The sequence below is a fragment of the Rhodoplanes roseus genome (genome assembly GCF_003258865.1).
GTDB classification, from domain to species: Bacteria; Pseudomonadota; Alphaproteobacteria; order Rhizobiales; family Xanthobacteraceae; genus Rhodoplanes; species Rhodoplanes roseus.
The window spans coordinates 1-16,526 of the sequence record NZ_NPEX01000012.1 but is presented as its reverse complement, the minus strand read 5'-3'; the positions used below and the strand labels follow the sequence as shown (position 1 = coordinate 16,526).

The 16,526-nt window shown below is 66.4% G+C and carries 19 protein-coding genes and 1 pseudogene; 6 read left to right on the top strand and 14 right to left on the bottom strand.

What is annotated here, in order from left to right; all coding sequences use genetic code 11:
• Positions 1 to 77: 77 nt before the first annotated feature.
• A complete protein-coding gene (gene argH / locus CH341_RS03225) occupies positions 78 to 1,463 on the bottom strand; it encodes an argininosuccinate lyase (RefSeq protein WP_111417591.1) in 1,386 nt (461 codons plus the stop codon).
• A 24-nt stretch (positions 1,464 to 1,487) separates the two neighbouring features.
• Between argH and tlpA the strand changes: the two genes are divergently transcribed.
• Positions 1,488 to 2,168, top strand: a complete 681-nt coding sequence (gene tlpA, locus CH341_RS03220) for a thiol:disulfide interchange protein TlpA (protein WP_111417590.1) — start codon at positions 1,488 to 1,490, stop codon at positions 2,166 to 2,168.
• A 3-nt stretch (positions 2,169 to 2,171) separates the two neighbouring features.
• Here tlpA and CH341_RS33580 read toward each other — a convergent pair whose 3' ends face one another.
• From CH341_RS33580 to CH341_RS33575, 3 genes are read right to left on the bottom strand one after another with little or no spacing between them, the layout of a single operon-like run.
• Complete coding sequence (locus tag CH341_RS33580; RefSeq protein ID WP_146604358.1) at positions 2,172 to 3,626, bottom strand: hypothetical protein; 1,455 nt, start codon at positions 3,624 to 3,626, stop codon at positions 2,172 to 2,174.
• A gap of 7 nt (positions 3,627 to 3,633) precedes the next feature.
• Entirely contained in the window at positions 3,634 to 4,974 is a 1,341-nt protein-coding gene (locus tag CH341_RS03215) for a KGGVGR-motif variant AAA ATPase (protein ID WP_111417589.1), read from the bottom strand.
• Positions 4,971 to 5,486, bottom strand: a complete 516-nt coding sequence (locus CH341_RS33575; RefSeq protein WP_146604357.1) for a hypothetical protein — start codon at positions 5,484 to 5,486, stop codon at positions 4,971 to 4,973. The genes CH341_RS03215 and CH341_RS33575 overlap by 4 nt, the downstream gene beginning before the upstream one ends.
• Before the next feature lie 42 nt (positions 5,487 to 5,528).
• Between CH341_RS33575 and CH341_RS34030 the strand changes: the two are divergent.
• Positions 5,529 to 5,669, top strand: a pseudogene (locus CH341_RS34030) (thiol:disulfide interchange protein TlpA); the annotation flags it as partial.
• Between the two features lie 13 nt (positions 5,670 to 5,682).
• Here the strand turns inward: CH341_RS34030 and CH341_RS03210 are convergent.
• A complete protein-coding gene (locus tag CH341_RS03210) occupies positions 5,683 to 6,663 on the bottom strand; it encodes an AraC family transcriptional regulator (RefSeq protein ID WP_111417588.1) in 981 nt (326 codons plus the stop codon).
• Positions 6,664 to 7,092: 429 nt separating this feature from the next.
• Here CH341_RS03210 and CH341_RS03205 point away from each other — a divergent pair, with 429 nt between their 5' ends.
• Entirely contained in the window at positions 7,093 to 7,407 is a 315-nt protein-coding gene (locus CH341_RS03205) for a hypothetical protein (protein ID WP_111417587.1), read from the top strand.
• Between the two features lie 209 nt (positions 7,408 to 7,616).
• Here CH341_RS03205 and CH341_RS03200 read toward each other — a convergent pair whose 3' ends face one another.
• From CH341_RS03200 to CH341_RS03180, 5 genes are all read right to left on the bottom strand, one after another.
• Positions 7,617 to 7,817, bottom strand: coding sequence for a hypothetical protein (locus CH341_RS03200; RefSeq protein ID WP_111417586.1), 201 nt, complete (start codon positions 7,815 to 7,817; stop codon positions 7,617 to 7,619).
• Positions 7,818 to 7,906: 89 nt separating this feature from the next.
• Positions 7,907 to 8,164: a hypothetical protein gene (locus CH341_RS03195; protein ID WP_111417585.1), complete on the bottom strand. Its 258-nt coding sequence runs from the start codon at positions 8,162 to 8,164 to the stop codon at positions 7,907 to 7,909.
• 82 nt (positions 8,165 to 8,246) lie between these two features.
• Positions 8,247 to 8,825 (bottom strand): PAN domain-containing protein, encoded by a 579-nt coding sequence (locus CH341_RS03190; RefSeq protein WP_111417584.1) that lies wholly within the window; start codon positions 8,823 to 8,825, stop codon positions 8,247 to 8,249.
• Between the two features lie 130 nt (positions 8,826 to 8,955).
• Positions 8,956 to 9,426 (bottom strand): Cys-tRNA(Pro) deacylase, encoded by a 471-nt coding sequence (ybaK, locus tag CH341_RS03185; protein ID WP_111417583.1) that lies wholly within the window; start codon positions 9,424 to 9,426, stop codon positions 8,956 to 8,958.
• 25 nt (positions 9,427 to 9,451) lie between these two features.
• The gene (locus tag CH341_RS03180; RefSeq protein ID WP_111417582.1) at positions 9,452 to 10,822 is read right to left on the bottom strand and encodes a glutamate--cysteine ligase; all 1,371 of its coding nucleotides are present in this window, start codon (positions 10,820 to 10,822) and stop codon (positions 9,452 to 9,454) included.
• A gap of 255 nt (positions 10,823 to 11,077) precedes the next feature.
• Between CH341_RS03180 and CH341_RS03175 the strand changes: the two genes are divergently transcribed.
• On the top strand, positions 11,078 to 11,461 hold the full coding sequence (locus tag CH341_RS03175; protein WP_111417581.1) for a hypothetical protein: 384 nt from the start codon (positions 11,078 to 11,080) through the stop codon (positions 11,459 to 11,461).
• 26 nt (positions 11,462 to 11,487) lie between these two features.
• Here CH341_RS03175 and CH341_RS03170 read toward each other — a convergent pair whose 3' ends face one another.
• The 4 genes from CH341_RS03170 to metX form a co-directional block, all read right to left on the bottom strand.
• The gene (locus CH341_RS03170) at positions 11,488 to 11,745 is read right to left on the bottom strand and encodes a CopG family antitoxin (RefSeq protein WP_111417580.1); all 258 of its coding nucleotides are present in this window, start codon (positions 11,743 to 11,745) and stop codon (positions 11,488 to 11,490) included.
• Positions 11,714 to 12,019, bottom strand: coding sequence for a BrnT family toxin (locus CH341_RS03165; protein ID WP_111417579.1), 306 nt, complete (start codon positions 12,017 to 12,019; stop codon positions 11,714 to 11,716). Before CH341_RS03165 ends, CH341_RS03170 begins: the two co-directional genes overlap by 32 nt.
• A 239-nt stretch (positions 12,020 to 12,258) precedes the next feature.
• Positions 12,259 to 12,891 carry a methionine biosynthesis protein MetW gene (gene metW, locus CH341_RS03160; protein ID WP_170149450.1) on the bottom strand — a complete coding sequence of 211 codons (633 nt, stop codon included), beginning with the start codon at positions 12,889 to 12,891 and terminating at the stop codon, positions 12,259 to 12,261.
• Between the two features lie 29 nt (positions 12,892 to 12,920).
• A complete protein-coding gene (metX, locus tag CH341_RS03155) occupies positions 12,921 to 14,108 on the bottom strand; it encodes a homoserine O-acetyltransferase MetX (RefSeq protein ID WP_111417578.1) in 1,188 nt (395 codons plus the stop codon).
• A 250-nt stretch (positions 14,109 to 14,358) separates the two neighbouring features.
• Between metX and CH341_RS03150 the strand changes: the two genes are divergently transcribed.
• Both CH341_RS03150 and hisC read left to right on the top strand, forming a co-directional pair.
• Entirely contained in the window at positions 14,359 to 15,219 is an 861-nt protein-coding gene (locus CH341_RS03150) for a chorismate mutase (protein WP_111417577.1), read from the top strand.
• 142 nt (positions 15,220 to 15,361) lie between these two features.
• Entirely contained in the window at positions 15,362 to 16,459 is a 1,098-nt protein-coding gene (gene hisC, locus CH341_RS03145) for a histidinol-phosphate transaminase (RefSeq protein ID WP_111417576.1), read from the top strand.
• Positions 16,460 to 16,526: the final 67 nt, after the last annotated feature.

The window sequence follows — 16,526 nt, the reverse complement described above, 5'->3', positions numbered from 1 at the left end:
GCGTCCGTGAGCGAGTGTCGGGTGACAGAGCCGGCCCCGGGGCACCCGGGCGTCGGCTTTGTCGTTTTCGGCCGTCCTCAATCCCCTGCGAGGCGCTTCAGCCAGCCTTGCGCCTGGGCCCGGACATTGTCCGGCGCCGTGCCCCCGTAGCTCGAGCGGCTCTTCACCGCGCTGTCGACGGTCAGTACGTCGAACACGGCCGCCGTGATGCGCGGCTCCACCGCCTGCATGGCCGCGAGGGGCAGGTCCGAGAGGTCGACCCCCGCCTTCTCGGCGGCCTGGACGATCCGCCCCGTCACGTGATGGGCGTCGCGGAACGGCATGCCGAGCACCCGCACCAGCCAGTCGGCCAGGTCCGTCGCGGTGGCATAGCCGGAGCCGGCCGCCGCCCGCATGCGCACGGTGTCGGGCGTCATGTCGCGCACCATGCCGGCCATGGCGACCAGCGACAGCTCGAGCGCCGCCAGCGCGTCCATGGCGCCTTCCTTGTCCTCCTGCATGTCCTTCTGGTAGGCGAGCGGCAGCCCCTTCATCACCATCAGCAGCGCGGTCAGCGCGCCGCAGACGCGCCCGGTCTTGGCCCGCACCAGCTCGGCCGCGTCCGGATTGCGCTTCTGCGGCATGATCGACGAGCCGGTCGTGAACGCGTCGGTGAGCTTCAGGAAGCCGACCAGCGGCGACGTCCAGATCACGATTTCCTCCGCAAAGCGCGACAGATGCACGGAGGCAATGGCTGCCGCCGACAGTGTCTCGAGGACAAAATCGCGGTCGGAGACGGCATCGAGCGAGTTGGCGGTCGGTCGTGAGAAGCCCAGTGCCGCCGCCGTCTTGTGGCGGTCGAGCGGGAACGAGGTGCCGGCCAGCGCGGCCGAGCCGAGCGGGCATTCGTTCAGCCGGGCCCGCGCGTCGGCGAAGCGGCCGCGGTCCCGGCCCGCCATCTCGACATAGGCGAGCAGGTGATGGCCGAAGGTGACGGGCTGCGCGGTCTGCAGATGGGTGAAGCCCGGCATCACGGTGTCGGCATGCGCCAGCGCCTTCTCGACGAGCGCCTGCTGGTAGTCGGCCAGGAGCGCGTCGATTCCGTCGATGGTGTCGCGGACGAACAGCTTGAAGTCGGTCGCCACCTGGTCGTTTCGCGAGCGCGCCGTGTGCAGCCGTCCGGCCGCCTCGCCGACCAGCGTCTTGAGGCGCGACTCCACGTTCATGTGGATGTCCTCGAGGGCGCGGCTGAACGCGAAGGTGCCGCCTTCGATCTCGGCCAGCACGGCGTCCAGGCCCTTGGCGATCGCGGCCGCGTCGGCCGCCGAAATGATGCCCTGATCGGCGAGCATGCCGGCGTGTGCCTTGCTGGCCGCGATGTCCTGCCGGTACAGCTTCTGGTCGAAATCGATCGAGGCGTTGATCTCGGCCATGATCGCGGCGGGCTCGCTTTCGAACCGTCCGCCCCACATCTTGTTGCTCATCGCGAGTTCCTGCAGTGTCCGCCCATGGCCGATGATCCCGAGACGACCCCGCCCGAGACCGTTGATCCGGTGCCGTCCGCCCCGCGTCGCCCGCGCCGGGCGCTGCTGGTCGGCTTGGCGCTCGGCGTCGCCGTGGCGGTCGGCGCCGGGGCGGTATACGGCCTGACGGCTTTCGGGCGCAATCCGCAGGCCGCCGCCTGCGGCCCCGCGCTCGACCTCGCGCGAAAGATCGCGCCGCTGGCGCGTGGCGAGGTGGCCGCCGTGGCGGCGACCGACGCGCCCCGCGGGCTCCGCCACCTCGCCTTCGCGGACGGCAGCGGTGCGCCAAAGACGCTGGCCGACTGGACGGGACGGACCGTGCTGCTCAACCTGTGGGCGACCTGGTGCGTGCCCTGCCGCAAGGAGATGCCGGCCCTCGACGCACTCCAGCGGGAGCTCGGCAGCGACCGCTTCGAGGTGGTCGCCGTCAATGTCGACACCCGCAATCCCGACAAGCCGCGCGCCTGGCTGAAGGAGGTCGGGATCGACGGGCTCGCCTACTACGCCGACCCGAGCGGCAAGGTCTTGCGCGAGCTCGGTGCCTTCGGGCTGCCAACCACCGTGCTGGTCGACCCCTCCGGCTGCACGGTCGCGACACTGGCGGGCCCGGCCGAATGGGCGAGCCCCGACGCGCTCGCGCTCGTGAAGGCCGCGCTGGCGCGGTAGTGGCTATCGGCGGCGTGGCACCGCGACGCCGCCTTTGCGGAGAATCTCCGCTTCCACTCGGAAAATGTCCGGCACGTTGATTTTGCCGTTGGCTCGCTCTTCCATAACGGCAACGCTTTCCATGACATTGAGCAATGTAGGTAAGTCACCAGTTTTCGTGAACCCTACTGGCGCCTCCCTTTCCTCCTTATTGGCGTTATCTAGTATGGCCTCCGGAACCATTTTTACTTGCCATAATTTAAATAGGTGGTCTCGAGACATCGGTACAAATTCTCGATGCAGAGCTTTTAGGGCGGGATCGATCCAGGGATAATCTTCTAGAAGCTCACCAAGACGGTGCTGTGATGCCTTTCGAACGCCTTCGATCAGCCCGAGGTGGTCGACCACGAGGCTGGTAGGAGCCGGAACGTGCTCTGCTGCGGTTTTCCAGGCAGTGAGAAATGTCCGCGGAGAACATGTGTTAGCTGCATCGCTGAGGTGGAGAGGAACCCAACTGTAGACCCGCCCGCGCTTTTTGTGGCTTCCCATGAACTCGCCGGCGATAGCGGTTATGAGAGATGTCTGCTCCTCGATCGCTGCTGCGTTCAGCCGCCCGTCATTCGGAAGGGCTGCCTGGACCGCGTGCCTGGATGCCAGTGTTTTCAGTGCATCCGCACTTTCCATGCGCCGAAGTAACTCAAAAAGCAGGAGTCCATATAGCTCAGGCGGTTGCCAAATCAAATAAACTAGATCGTTTTTAAGTTTTGAGCTGTCCGGAAATCTGAACAGTTCGGTATCTGCGAGTTGGTCGACCCGCATGAAAATCTTTGCGCGTATTGCCCGAAACGACTGAAGTCCTATCGCGCGAATGAGCAGAGCTTTCGTCAACGCGCGAATGCCGTCCCAGTCCGGCGCAAGTCGGTCGAGTGCGTCGAATACGATGAGAATCGCCTTACCTTGCGCGGCTAATTGATTGTCAAGCGACGTAAGCGTTTCCGCATAAACTTCGGGTCTCGTTGTTATCTTCTGAACTGCTTCTTGAAGATTCAAAAACGTCCCGGGATTCTGCTCGGGGTTGATTGCTCTCAACAAAACCGCGCGCCAAATCGTGTCAGGTTCACATCCGTCGGTGAAGAGACGAGATATTTCGTCTGTTGTTGGAACGACAGCATCAAGTTTTTCAGAACCGTTGAACCCAACCACAACTTCAGTTGTCGCAAGGGCGGGATGCCCATAAGCTTTCGCGACACGTTTTCTCAATGCGGGATTTAGAAGAGCGTGGGTCCAAAAGCTCTTACCCATTCCGCGATTGCCAATGACTAGCTGCCGTTTGAAATCGAGAACGCCGCGGTGGCCGTCAGGAAAGAAAGCGCGATCTGCATCGATCCTCTCATTCGGCTCCACCCTCGAGGATGGATCGAAACTGGCCATCCCGCGACGAATAGCCGCGAAATCGACAGGCTTCGAAGTTTTCATCATCTACGCCTTAGGGTTGTTCGGGGTGAACGGAAGCAATAATTCCATCCAGCCCGTCCAAGAACGGTCGGAATGTTTGCTCGTAGAACGCTTGTGTGAGGTGGCTCGGCGCTCGGCTCGGATCGAAGTCGATGAAGCTTTGATTGAATGGAATCACCAACGGCCAGTGTGGGGCGCTTTGATCGTCGATCGGGAAGGTGACGTCGTCATCTCCGTTCCCACCGTCCTGTTCCTCGTCATAAAGGCCGTCAGCAAACAGCTCGTACAAGTCGTCTCTGAACGCGGCGGCAGCATCTTCGTTAAAGCTGGCCTTGGCGTAGACTGCCTTGAACATAAGACGCCAATCGGCGTTGCGCCCCTCCATACGATCGCGCTGGGCGAGCAGCTTCAATGCGGTGAGTAAGGACCTATAGCCTTCGATGGTCTGCTTTTGTGCTGTTCCAAACAGCAGTACAGTGGCGCCAAGCCGAAGCATTGCTGGCGCCGCCAGCTCTGCGAGGCCCGCCCGGCTATCGATCAAGATGACGTCGTAGGCCTCACGCGCAGACAACCGCGCGATCATAGAAGAAATTTGAGAGCCGACCGATATCGTCGACTCCTCCGTGATCGTTTCGATCATGGCGCGTGCCAATTTTGGCAAGACGTTCTCAGGATAGAGCGTTGACTTTCGACCCAGCGCCGGCACGACGTCGACCCGTCCGCCGCCGCCTTTGGTCAACGAGCTTACTCCAACCATATCCCTCAAGAGATCGTCCGAGCTGCCGGAAATCGCGGCTTCTACAAGGTAGTCGACCGACCCGAGCTGAGGCATGCGCTCGTCGTCCAGCAGCAAGTCACGAAGACCAGGCGCCTCCAGATCAAGGTCGACAACCAGAACATTGCGATTGCGCCTCGCCAAATCTGCCGCTGCCACAACCAGAGCGGTAGACCTTCCAACGCCTCCCTTCAGGCTCGAAAACACGATCCGAGGCGGAATTGCGATCTCGCTTTTTGGGATGTCGAGCCAGCCGGTTCCGACGATCCGGCGATCCACCAACTGACAAAAAACACCATTCACTTTGATCGGCAGACGAGAAGGATCTTCAAGGATTTGTTTTGCGCCCGCATCATTGAGAAACGCCAGCACGCGATCTGGGCGTGCATAGGGCCCGAGAGCCACGCTCAGTGCCTGTGCTAATTCGGAGCGCATCACGTCGGATTTGCACTCTTCGTGAACAATGAAGCTCAGTTGCCCTGTCGCGTCACGTAACGCGACGCCTCGTTGCAGGGCTTCTTCACCTAGCGTGCGAAGAATAGTTTCGGCTAGACGAGGAAGAGAGTCATCGAACAGAACCGAATGCATATCACTCATGGGAGGTCCATTTCGGCTACGAGCGACTCAGCGTGTTGTTTCCAAGATGCCACCAAGTTGCTGTCGATGTCAGATGTAGAAGCGTATCGCATATCCGTGTTCCAGTCTCGAAAGAGCCTGGCGTCCACTGCAACCGTCCTTAGTCGCCCGGAGCGACGTCCGGCCGCGCCGTCTCGGATGAGCGTCTTCAATTGTGGGAAATGAGCAAAGAAAGGGTCATCACGCCGCTCATCTTTCGTGAGCGGTTTTATGCCGATCCGGCGCATCATTTCCTTGACCGCGAGTTCGCCGGATATTCCGTATAAGTATCCTGCAACCGCTTTGTTGCCGACTTGATTTGCTGCCAATGTGGTTTCAAAAAGAGTCTTTGCTGCGTTAAGGTGGCGGCGCGCTGAGTTGGAGAAATCAATGCGGTAAGTCAAAATACGCCTCCCCACAAAGGTCTTATGATTCGTCAATTTGAGCGCCAAATGTATTTGACTTCTTTTAACTCGACTGAGCAGAGTAATCAACGGTGGTCTTGTCGGGGATTCCAGTGCCGCTGCGGCAAGGTGCTGCGCGAGCTGGGTGCCTTCGGGCTGCCGACCACCGTGCTGGTCGACCCCTCGGGCTGCACGGTCGCGACCCTGGCCGGCCCGGCCGAATGGGCGAGCCCCGACGCGCTCGCGCTCGTGAAGGCCGCGCTGGCGCGGTGAGGGGCCCCGGCGCTCAGCGCGGCGACATCGGGCGCCGTTTCAGCGTCGCCGACGGAAGCTCGCCGAACTTCCGCAGGTACTGCTCGGCGAAATGTCCGAGGCTGCTGAAGCCGCACGCGAAGGCGATGGAGACCACCGTCTCCTCGGAATAGCGGTCGAGCAGCATGTCGCGCGCCCGTTCCAGCCGGATCCGCCGCAGATAGGCGCGCGGCGTGACGCCGTGCACCTCGTGGAAGCGGCGCAGGATCGTGCGGGCGCTCACCCCCGACACGGCGGCGAGAGCCTCGAGGTCGAGCGGCTTGTTCCAGTTCGCCGACAGATACTCCTCCACCCGGTCCATCTCGGCGCGATTGGGTGCCTTCGACGTCCGGTCCAGCAGATGGCTGTGGCTGTGGCGCCCGTACAGAAGGAGCCGTGTCACGAGAGTCGATTTCAGGTCGCCCAGGAGAACCGCCTGGAAGGCGGCGTCGAGCGAATCCAGCTCCAGAGCGGCCTGGAACACGGAAGAGCGGAGGAACTGCAGGAACTGGCGATCCGAGTTGCTGGGCTGCTCGAACCGCACCGGCCCGGTGATCTCGTTTCCGCACAAGGCCTGCAGTTGCCGTTTCAGGAACGGGACGTCGATCCGGACCGCGAGGCTCCGGTGACCGTCCGGGTGAATCTCGGTGGCCGAGCTGCCCTCCGGCATGATGTAGCCGGCGGACTGCGGCGTGCTTTCCACAGCCTGTCCGTCGAGGACGAGCGTGCTGGCCTTGAGGGTCTGAAAGACCAGCCGGATGTAGTCCACGGGAGCGTAATCCACCGAGGTCGACAGTCGGCTGGCCAGATAGAACATCGGCAGCTCGGTCCACGGGAGACCGTTGCACCTGAAGGCATGGCCGGGCCCCTCGATCACGCTCGCGCTCTGAAGGCGGCCCGAGGCGATCGCTTCGAAGAATTCCGTCACCTGCTCGAGGTCGTTCGATTCGAACAGCGTGAACCTGTCGAGAAGCAACCAAATCTCCTGAGTCTCTGATCATCTAAACCCTGGCGTGTCCCATGGTGTCGGGGCCGGCAGTGAAGATGTCCGTGGCGGGACGATCGGAACGCGGTCTTGGCGGTGGAAGGATAATACTCGAATTAACTTACACTATTAATACTGTTGTTGTAGAGTCGCGTCTACAAACTACGAAGGTCGTGTATTCATCGGTGGTGGGTGCCGCGGAGTGGATTAGCCTTTGGGGTTAGTCTTCGACAGGCGTTCACCGGCACGGCTTCAGGGGCTTCATGGAGAATCGCTCGTGCCGACACCCGTCGCAGCGCCGTTCAGCCCGGTCTCGGCGGGACAGTCGCCGTCCCGGGAGAGCGGCAGGCTCCGCCTCGCGGTCGACCCTCGTCCCGTCAGCGTCCGTCCGGTGAGATCGCGGACGATCCGGGGGCGGATGTGACCAACGTCGTTCCGTTCGTGAAGCGACATCGGGAGAACCGGGGCGAGGCAGAGACCCCGTCCGAGGACGGGGTGATCTCGTTCGAAGCCGCGGCCTTGCGCGGTCAGCTCGAGTATCTCGCGTTCCTGCTGGGGACGCTGGAGGAGAGCCTCGACGTGATCTTCGCGAACATCGAGGACCTCGCTGCGCCGGAGGCGACCGCGGGTCTGGCGGAGCAGGTCGGTTCGCTGAGGGACTCCACGGCCCAGGTGGCGAAACGGGTCGGGGAGGCCGTGCACCTTCTCGGCACCGGAGAGACGCCCGAGAGCTAGCAGGTTGTCGAAAACCCACGCTGGCCATTCCGGAAGCCGCGAAGCGGCTGTCCGGATTTTCATGACCCCGATCTGATTTGTTTCGGAAGAGCCGAGAGTATGGATTCCGGCTCCGACCTTCGGCCGGCCCTGGAGCGACTGAAATCAGAGTTTCAACAGCCCTCGGAACGCGGCGACTCGAACGGTCGGAGGCTCGTCGTCCGGTGCTATCAGACGGATATATCGAGGGCGCGGCCGATGCCGGCGGCGACATTGGCGAGGCGCTGGCCGTTGTCGGCGGCAGCCTGCACCAGCTCGGCGATGTTCTTTTCCTGGTCGGCGTTCGTCTTCATCATCTTGGCGGCGACGGCGAGCTGGAGCTGGCTGGTGTTCGCCCCGGCTGCCGCGCTGGCGAGTGCTGTGGTGTCCATCGGTGTCTTCGCCGTTCGGCGCCTGCCTGTTGGTTGTTTCGACCGGCGCCGGCGTCGAGGCCGGACCGGAGGAGTGCGGCACGCGGCGATCAGGCCGACATGTCGAGTTGATTCTTGGTGATCTTCGCTTGCGCTGCTTCCGTGACCCGGACCGCCGCGCGCCTCGCTGCGATCTGCGACATTCCGTAGGCGAAGTCCGCGGACGCGCCCGACAGGGTGTCGCTCATCGACGCCAGATTCGCCGCGACGCCGCTGTTGAACGCCTTCTGCTTGGCGCTCCAGTTGGTCACCTGCGAGTAGGCGGTCGGGGTCGATACCCAATTGAAGTTCGACGAGACGATTCCCATCGGTCCGCTCCTTGCCCGGAGCGTAGGCGCCGGCCCGTTAACGAACCGTCACCAGGCGCGCGAAGAGCGCATGCCTGGTCCGCTATTTCACCACGCCCGAGACGCAGCACGGGCGTTTGCGCGGCGGTGGAATGCGGTTCTTGAGGTAGCAGCGCGGCGCCGGGCCGATATAGCCGGCCCGGATGAAGGTCCAGGCGCGGCAGCGGCCTTCGCCCTCGCAGGCGGCCTTGCAGGTCTGCCACGAGGCGTCCGCGGCGAGGTCGAGGCTCTGGAAGTCGCCGCCGGCCCGATCGATGCCGACTTCGCCGCCGCCGTCGGTCGGCTCGATGACGCCGGCCCCCTTCACGCCCGAGACGCAGCAGCCGTCCGGGCTGCGGGCCTGGACCTGCGCCTTCAGCCGGCACACGGCGCCGCGCTCGGCGGTCGGATAGGCGAAGCTCCAGGCGCGGCAGCGCGTGTCGCGCTCGCAGCGGGCGGCGCAGACCGCCGGGTCGGCGCTGCGCACGGCGAAGCTGGAATAGTCGCTGCCCGGCCGGTCGTAGCCGACCTGCGCGGACGCGACCCGCACCGCGCCGAGAAGGAGGCCGAGCGACACGACGAGGAGGCAGAGGAGGACCGGAACGGAGAGGCATCGGCCGAACGACACTGGGCGTCGCGTCATCGTTGGCCTCGCGTCATCGTGCGCCTCGCCTCGTCGTGGGGTCGCCTCGCCGATCGCACTCCGTCGCCGAGGTGTAACGTAAAAGCGGTCGGCCGAACAGCCGACGCCCCGCCGGCCCGGCCCCGCCCGTTCAGGCGAGCGAGACCACAGCGGCGCCGAGCAGGGCGACCAGGTCGGCGGCACTGATTTCGACCTGCAGGCCGCGGCGGCCGCCGTTGAGGACCACGGTCGCGTGCGCCGTCGCCTCCTGCTCTACGAACACCCGCACCCGTTTCCTCTGCCCGAACGGCGAGATTCCGCCGACGTGATAGCCGGTGATCCGCTCCGCCTCGGCGGGCGGCAGCATCTCGGCGTGCTTGGCGCCCGCTGCCGCGGCGAGGCGCTTCAGGCTCACCTCGCGGTCGGACGGCACGACGACGCAGACCGGCTCGCGGTCGGCGCGCGCCATCAGCGTCTTCAGCACGCGGGAGGGATCGAGGCCGAGCGCCTCGGCGGCCTGCAGGCCGATGCGGGCGGCGTTCGGGTCGTAGTCGTACTCGTGCAGCGTGAAGGCGACGCCGGCCTTCTGCAGCGCCTGGGTGGCCGGCGTTCCCTTCGCCATGCGGGTCCCCGACGGCTGATGCGTCTCAGTAGGCGTATTCGTTGAACACCGGGTCGACCGAGCCGGCCCAGGCGCCGTGATACTTGGCGAGCAGCGTCTCGGCCGGGGTCTCGCCACGCTCGGCGATGTCCTCGAGCGGCGCCAGATAGCGGGTCTCGTCGCGGCCCATCCAGTCCTGGCGGTTGCGCCGCGTCAGGCCGGCGCGGGCGAGCGCCAGGCATTCGCGCGCGATGTCCAGAATCGTGCGGCCCGCGATGGTCGCCTTGAAGCCGAGCCGCGGCACCTGGTCGCGCAGCGCCTGGCGCTCCTCGGCGGTCCAGTGCTTGGCGATGTCCCAGGCGGCGTCCAGGCAGGCGTCGTCGTAGAGGAGGCCGACCCAGAAGGCCGGCAGCGACGGTAGGCTGCGCCACGGCACCGCGTCCGATCCGCGCATCTCGAGGTAGCGCTTGAGCCGTACCTCGGGGAAGATGGTGGAGATGTGGTTCGCCCAGTCCGACAGGGTGGCGCGCTCGCCCGGCAGCTCCGCCAGGGTGCCGTTCATCAGATCGCGGAACGACCGCCCGGCGACGTCGATGTACCGGTCGCCGCGCTTGACGAAATACATCGGCACGTCGAGCGCGTAGTCGACCCAGCGTTCGTATCCCATGCCGGGCTCGAACGCCCACGGGATCATGCCGGAGCGGTCGGCGTCGGTGTCGCGCCAGATCTCCGAGCGGAACGACAGGAAGCCGTTCGGCTTGCCTTCCGTGAACGGCGAGTTGGCGAACAGCGCGGTGGCGATCGGCTGCAGCGCCACCGAGACGCGCAGCTTCTTGACCATGTCGGCTTCCGACGAGAAGTCGAGATTGGTCTGCACCGTGCAGGTCCGGTACATCATGTCGAGGCCGAGGGTGCCGACCTTCGGCATGTAGTTGGTCATGATGCGGTAGCGCCCCTTGGGCATCACCGCGATCTCGGTGCGGGTCCAGGTCGGCGCCATGCCGAGGCCGAGGAAGCCGATGCCGAGCGGCGCGGCGACCTCGCGCAGCTGCGCCAGATGCGCCTGCAGCTCGGAGCAGGTCTGGTGGATCGTCTCCTCCGGCGCGCCGGAGAGCTCGAACTGCCCGCCCGGCTCCAGCGAGATGGCGCCGCCCTTGGTCACGTCGACCAGGCCGATGATGTGGCCCGCCTCCATGATCGGCTCCCAGCCGAGGATCATCTGCATGCCCTCGAGCAGCGCGCGGATGCCGCGCGGGCCGTCATAGGGCAGGGGCTCGTGCCGGGCGATCGTGAACGGGAACTTCTCGTGCTCGGTCCCGATGCGGAACCGGTCCTTCGGCTTCTCGCCCTCTGCGAACCAGGCGACGAGGTCGTCGCGCGACTGGAGCGGCGTCATATCGATCACGTCACGAGCCATGGAACGTCCCGGTGGGCAAACGCGCGGCGACCTTACACACCCGGCACGAAAGAGCAACGTGCCGGGCTTGCGTCCTTTTTCGGGGTTGCACGGGGCCCGCGTGCGACCGCGCGCCGGTCCGCCCCGAGGTAACCGCAATCTCGGGAAAAATTTTTCCGGCCCGAAACTTGTGCTAGACGAGACCCGTCGAACCGGAGCGGCGAAACGGACGTGAGGCTTGCGAGAACAGCCCGGCCTGGGGGCCGCCATTGGGCGGTGCGGCTGCTGACGGCCGGGCTCCTGGCCGGGGCCGGACCGATCCTCGGCGGTTGCGCCCAGAACCTCGATCTCGGCATCCTCTACGCGGCGCCGGGCAAGTACGATTACCTGCGCTGCCAGGACCTGCCGGGCCGCCTCGCGCTGGCGGTCGCCCGCGAGAAGCAGCTCAACGACCTCATCGCCCGCGCCAACCAGGAGCCGTCCGGCGTGGCGGTCAGCACCGCCGCCTATTCGGCCGACCTCGCGCAGGCGCGGGCCGAGCAGAAGATGGTCCGCCAGACCGCCGTCGACAAGAACTGCGGCTCGGTGGAAGCCGGCGCCCCGCCGCCCGGCACCGCGCCCGCACCCGGCGCCGCCCCGCCCGCCCCGCCGTCGCGCTGACCTGCGGGGGCGACCGGCTCACGCGATCATCGCGGACGCTGCTGCACGGCCCGCTCGAGTGCCAGCCGGATGAAGCGCTGATACGGAATGCCGGCGCGCTTGGCGTGCTCGCGCACCGCGTTCAGCAGATCCTCCGGCAAACGGAGGTTCACCGACTTGTCCTTGGGCTTCATCTCGAAGCGAAGCGGCACCAAGCCCGACAGGTCGTACTCCGTCAGGTCTGCCTCCGCGACGAACGTCTCCGCTTCGTCGTCAGTCGTCAGAGCCGGAAGTTTCTTCTTCATAGTGCCACACCTCCTGGCGGTGCATGTATCGGGCACTCACGGGCCGTATCAGGACGTCGCCGTCGCGCTCTCGCAGGGTGAAGACGACGAAGACGTGACGACCTTCGCGGGTGCGTCCGATCGCCTTGAATCGCTCTTCCGCAACCGAGTGCGCCGGATCCGGCGCCACCCTCATGCGACCGCGGAACAGGCTTTCGATCTCGGCGAGCGACACGCCGTGCTTCTGGCATTTCGTCCGGTTACCCGGATCCCAATCGAAGCCGGAAAACTCCATGGCCTCGCATCCCGCAATATGTAGGCATTTGTATAGGCAAAATCAATGTGCGCAGTTCATCGACGCGCCGGAGGAACCAGCCTGTCCGTGCTCTCGCCACGTCCGGGACACGGGGAGCGCCGGTCAGCTCGTCCGGCCGCGAAGATGGACCCCGGATCCGCGGCGCATCAGGCCTGCGGCCTGCCGCGCCTCGTCCGGGGCACGCGTCCGCAGCCTGGTGCGAAAGCGCAGCGCCTGCCTCACCCCGGCTTGCGGGTGAGCACGAACACGGCCTGCTCCCCGAACAGGTTCCAGAACCACCAGGGGGCGTTGATCTTCAGCGCCGTGCCCCACGGGTCGAGCGCCACGGCCTTCTCCATGTGGGCGCCGACCAGCGCGCACATGTCGTTGAAGTCCTTGATCGTGCAGAAATGGATGTTGGGGGTGTCGTACCAGGTCTCGGGCAGGTTGGCGGTGCGCGGCATGCGGCCGTCGAACAGGAGCTGGAGACGGATGCGCCAGTGGCCGAAATTCGGGAACGACACCACGGCGCGCCGGCCGATCCGCAGCATGTGCTCGATCACGTCGCGCGGCCGCCGCGTCGCCTGCAGGGTCTGCGACAGGATCACGTAGTCGAAGGCGTCGTCCGGATAGTTGGCGAGGTCGGTGTCGGCGTCGCCCTGGATCACGGCGAGGCCCTTGGCGACGCATTCGTTGACGCCCTCGCGCGACAGCTCGATGCCGCGGCCGTCGACGCCGCGCGCCTCCAGCAGGCGCAGCAGCTCGCCGTCGCCGCAGCCGACGTCGAGCACGCGCGAGCCCGGCTCGATCATCTCGGAGACCAGCAGCAGGTCGACGCGGGCGCCGCCCGGGCCGCGCACCGTCTCGGCCATGGTGAGATCGCGCGGCGCACGGGACAGCATCATGACACGAGCCCTCTGGCGCGGCCGGCGGAGTCGAGGAAGCCGCGCACGATGCCGAGCAGCTCCGGCTCGTCGAGCAGGAAGGCGTCGTGGCCCTTGTCGGTCTCGATCTCGGCGAAGGAGACGCGCGCCCCGCCGGCGTTGAGCGCGTGCACGACGGCGCGGGACTCCGGCGTCGGGAACAGCCAGTCGCTGGTGAAGGAGATCACGCAGAAGCGCGTGCGCGTCCCCTTGAAGGCGTTGGCGAGCACCCCGCCGTGGTCGGCGGCGAGATCGAAGTAATCCATCGCCCGCGTCAGATACAGATAGCTGTTGGCGTCGAAGCGCTCGACGAAGGTCGAGCCCTGGTGGCGCAGATAGCTCTCCACCTCGAAATCGGCGTCGAACGAGAAGGTCGGGTTGTCGCGATCCTGGAACCGCCGCCCGAACTTCCGGTGCAGCGCCGTGTCGGACAGATAGGTGATGTGGGCGCCCATGCGGGCGACCGACAGGCCCCGCCGCGGCATCGTGCCCTCGACGAAGTAGCGCCCGTTGCGCCACTCCGGATCGGCCATCACGGCCTGGCGGCCGACCTCGTGGAAGGCGATGTTCTGGGCCGAATGGCGCGTCGCAGTGGCGATCGGCAGGGCCGAGAACACCCGCTGCGGATAGCTGGCGCACCATTCCAGGACCTGCATGCCGCCCATCGAGCCGCCGGCGACCGCGAACAGCGTGTCGATGCCGAGATGGTCGAGCAGCATGGTCTGGGCCCGCACCATGTCCTTGATGGTGATGACCGGAAAGTCGAGACCGTAGGGATCGCCCGTCAGCGGATTGGTGGAGGAGGGGCCCGACGTGCCCATGCAGCCGCCGACCACGTTGGAGCAGACGACGAAATAGCGGTCGGTGTCGATCGGCCGGCCGGGACCGATCATGATGTCCCACCAGCCGCCCTTGCCAGTCACCGGATGGACGTTGCCGACATGCTGGTCGCCGGTGAGCGCGTGGCAGATCAGCACGGCGTTGCTCTTGGTCTCGTTCAGCGTGCCGTAGGTCTGGTAGGCCACCTGGAAGGGCGAGAAGGCGACGCCGCAATCGAGCTGCAGCGGCGTGTCCGGGCCGAACTCGGCGAGCCTCGAGCGCGGCCGGTCGGCCTCGCGCACCAGGACGGGCAGCTTCGTCTCGGCCGTGGCGGGGGTCGTGCTCATCGTGGCTGGGCCGGGCCTCCCAAAGGCGTCGCGGGTCGTGTCGGTGGTCGCCTGATCGCCCATCGTCGGTCGAAACCGCCGGCCGGGCAACCCGTGATCGCCGCCCCGGATGCGCCGGCCCGGTGACACGGGCTGGGCTTACATAGGGCGGAGCGGCGCCCTGTCAATGTTTTCTTTGCGTTCGCACGGGCAGCAAATTATCAACCACATCCGTGAGATGGGCGGGACGCCCGCGCCCCGGAGAGCCGCCATGTCGACAGACGCCCCCGTGCCCTCGCTCGCCGTCCTGCGGGCCGAGATCGACCGCATCGACGAGGCGATGCATCGCCTGCTGATGGAGCGCGGCGAGATCATCGCCCGCCTGATCGAGGTGAAACGCACCGCCGAGACCGGCTCGGCGTTCCGCCCGGCCCGCGAGGCGGACATGATGCGCCGGATGGTCGAGCGCCATCGCGGCATCCTGCCGCTCGACACGGCCGAGAGCATTCTTCGGGTGATCATCGCGACGTTCACCTATGTCCAGGCGCCGTACCGGGTGCATGCCGACCTGTCGACCGGCGAGGCGGCGATGCGCGACAGCGCCCGCTTCCATTTCGGCTTCACGGTGCCGTTCCTGGGCCATCTCGGCGTCGCCGGGGTGATCGCGGCGCTCGACGGGGCGCATGGCGATCTCGGCCTGGTACCGGCCGCCAGCACGGCGGGCGGCGCCTGGTGGACGGGCCTCGAACGCCCCGACGCGCCGAAGATCATCGCCCGGCTGCCCTTCGTCGAGCGCGCCGACCATCCGGCCGGGCTGCCGGTGTTCGCCATCGCGCGCCCCCACCCGGACGCGCTGGTCACCGAGGTCCGGCTGCACAGCATCCGGGTCTCGGGCTGGAGCCTGAAGGCCGCCCAGGCCGTGCAGATGCTCGCCGAGGTTGTCGCGGTGCCGGACGGCGCCTTCGACGGGGCGGCCCTGCTGGTCTCGGTGCCGGCCGGCCGCACCATCGAGGAGGTGGTCGGAGCCCTGATCGGGGCGGGGGCCTCGGTCCGCGCCCAGGCCATGGTCGGCGGCCACGCGACCCGCTATACCGTCTCGGCGAACGGCGCCCTGGTCCCGACCGGCCACTGACGTCCGCCGCACTCCGTGTCGCCGTGCCCGCCCGTGCGGGCGTCCACGCGCGTTCCGCCCTCGCAGGACCGAAGACGTGGATGGCCGGGACGAGCCGGCCATGACGGAAGAAAGAGCAGTCCATTCTGTCGAAGGTCTTGTGATGTCCAACGTTCGTCCGCAGCCGCGTCCCGGCGTGCTCTCGATTTCCGCCTATGTGCCCGGCAAGAGCGGCGCCCCCGGCGCCGCCAAGGTGTTCAAGCTGTCCTCCAACGAGTCGCCGCTGGGCCCGAGCCCGCGCGCCGTCGAGGCGTACCGGAGCGTGGCCGAGCATCTCGAGGATTATCCGGACGGCGCCTCGACCCGGCTGCGCGAGGCGATCGCCGGCGTCTACGGGCTCGATCCCGCCCGCATCATCTGCGGCGCCGGCTCCGACGATCTGCTCAACCTGATCGGGCGGGCGTATCTCTCCGACGGCGACGAGGCGATCCACTCGCAATACGGCTTCCTGGTCTATCCGATCGTGACCATGGGCACGGGCGCCAAGCCGGTCGTCGCGCCGGAAAAGGACCTCACCACCGACGTCGATGCCATCCTGGCGGCCGTGACGCCGCGCACCAAGGTGATCTTCCTCGCCAACCCCAACAACCCGACCGGCACCTACATCCCCTACGACGAGGTGAAGCGGCTGCATGCCGGCCTGCGCCCCGACATCCTGCTGGTGCTCGACGCGGCCTATGCGGAATATGTGAGCCGCAACGACTACTCGACCGGCCTCGAGCTCGTCGCCGAGAGCGAGAACGTCGTGATGTGCCGGACCTTCTCGAAGATCCACGCGCTCGCGGCGCTGCGTCTCGGCTGGATGGTCGGGCCGGCCCACGTCGTCGACGCCGTCAACCGCGTGCGCGGGCCGTTCAATGTCGGCGCGCCGGCGATCGAGGCCGGCATCGCCGCCGTGCAGGATGCCGGGCACGTCGAGCGCTCGCGCGCCCACAACGACCGCTGGATGCCCTGGCTCACCGAGGAGATCGCCAAGCTCGGCCTCACCGTCACGCCGAGCGTCGCCAACTTCCTGCTGATCCACTTCCCCGGCCAGAACGGCAAGACGGCGCAGGCGGCGGACGCGTTCCTCACCAGCCGCGGCCTGGTGCTGCGCTCGGTGGCGAGCTACGGCCTGCCCGGGGCCCTGCGCATGAGCATCGGCACCGAGGAGGCCAACCGCCTCGTCGTCGCCGCCCTCGCCGAGTTCATGGCGGGGTAGGCGCGGCGCTTCTTCACCTCCCCCTGGAGGGGGGAGGTCGCTCTGCGTCGCGAGACGCAGAGCGGGT

What these genes read in the sequence shown, in the direction of transcription:
- argH (WP_111417591.1), bottom strand. Translation starts at nt 1,463, where the DNA reads ATGAGCAACAAGATGTGGGGCGGACGGTTCGAAAGCGAGCCCGCCGCG.
- tlpA (WP_111417590.1), top strand. Translation starts at nt 1,488, where the DNA reads ATGGCCGATGATCCCGAGACGACCCCGCCCGAGACCGTTGATCCGGTG.
- CH341_RS33580 (WP_146604358.1), bottom strand. Translation starts at nt 3,626, where the DNA reads ATGATGAAAACTTCGAAGCCTGTCGATTTCGCGGCTATTCGTCGCGGG.
- CH341_RS03215 (WP_111417589.1), bottom strand. Translation starts at nt 4,974, where the DNA reads ATGAGTGATATGCATTCGGTTCTGTTCGATGACTCTCTTCCTCGTCTA.
- CH341_RS03200 (WP_111417586.1), bottom strand. Translation starts at nt 7,817, where the DNA reads ATGGACACCACAGCACTCGCCAGCGCGGCAGCCGGGGCGAACACCAGC.
- CH341_RS03195 (WP_111417585.1), bottom strand. Translation starts at nt 8,164, where the DNA reads ATGGGAATCGTCTCGTCGAACTTCAATTGGGTATCGACCCCGACCGCC.
- CH341_RS03190 (WP_111417584.1), bottom strand. Translation starts at nt 8,825, where the DNA reads ATGACGCGACGCCCAGTGTCGTTCGGCCGATGCCTCTCCGTTCCGGTC.
- ybaK (WP_111417583.1), bottom strand. Translation starts at nt 9,426, where the DNA reads ATGGCGAAGGGAACGCCGGCCACCCAGGCGCTGCAGAAGGCCGGCGTC.
- CH341_RS03180 (WP_111417582.1), bottom strand. Translation starts at nt 10,822, where the DNA reads ATGGCTCGTGACGTGATCGATATGACGCCGCTCCAGTCGCGCGACGAC.
- CH341_RS03170 (WP_111417580.1), bottom strand. Translation starts at nt 11,745, where the DNA reads ATGAAGAAGAAACTTCCGGCTCTGACGACTGACGACGAAGCGGAGACG.
- CH341_RS03165 (WP_111417579.1), bottom strand. Translation starts at nt 12,019, where the DNA reads ATGGAGTTTTCCGGCTTCGATTGGGATCCGGGTAACCGGACGAAATGC.
- metW (WP_170149450.1), bottom strand. Translation starts at nt 12,891, where the DNA reads ATGGCCGAGACGGTGCGCGGCCCGGGCGGCGCCCGCGTCGACCTGCTG.
- metX (WP_111417578.1), bottom strand. Translation starts at nt 14,108, where the DNA reads ATGAGCACGACCCCCGCCACGGCCGAGACGAAGCTGCCCGTCCTGGTG.
- CH341_RS03150 (WP_111417577.1), top strand. Translation starts at nt 14,359, where the DNA reads ATGTCGACAGACGCCCCCGTGCCCTCGCTCGCCGTCCTGCGGGCCGAG.
- hisC (WP_111417576.1), top strand. Translation starts at nt 15,362, where the DNA reads ATGTCCAACGTTCGTCCGCAGCCGCGTCCCGGCGTGCTCTCGATTTCC.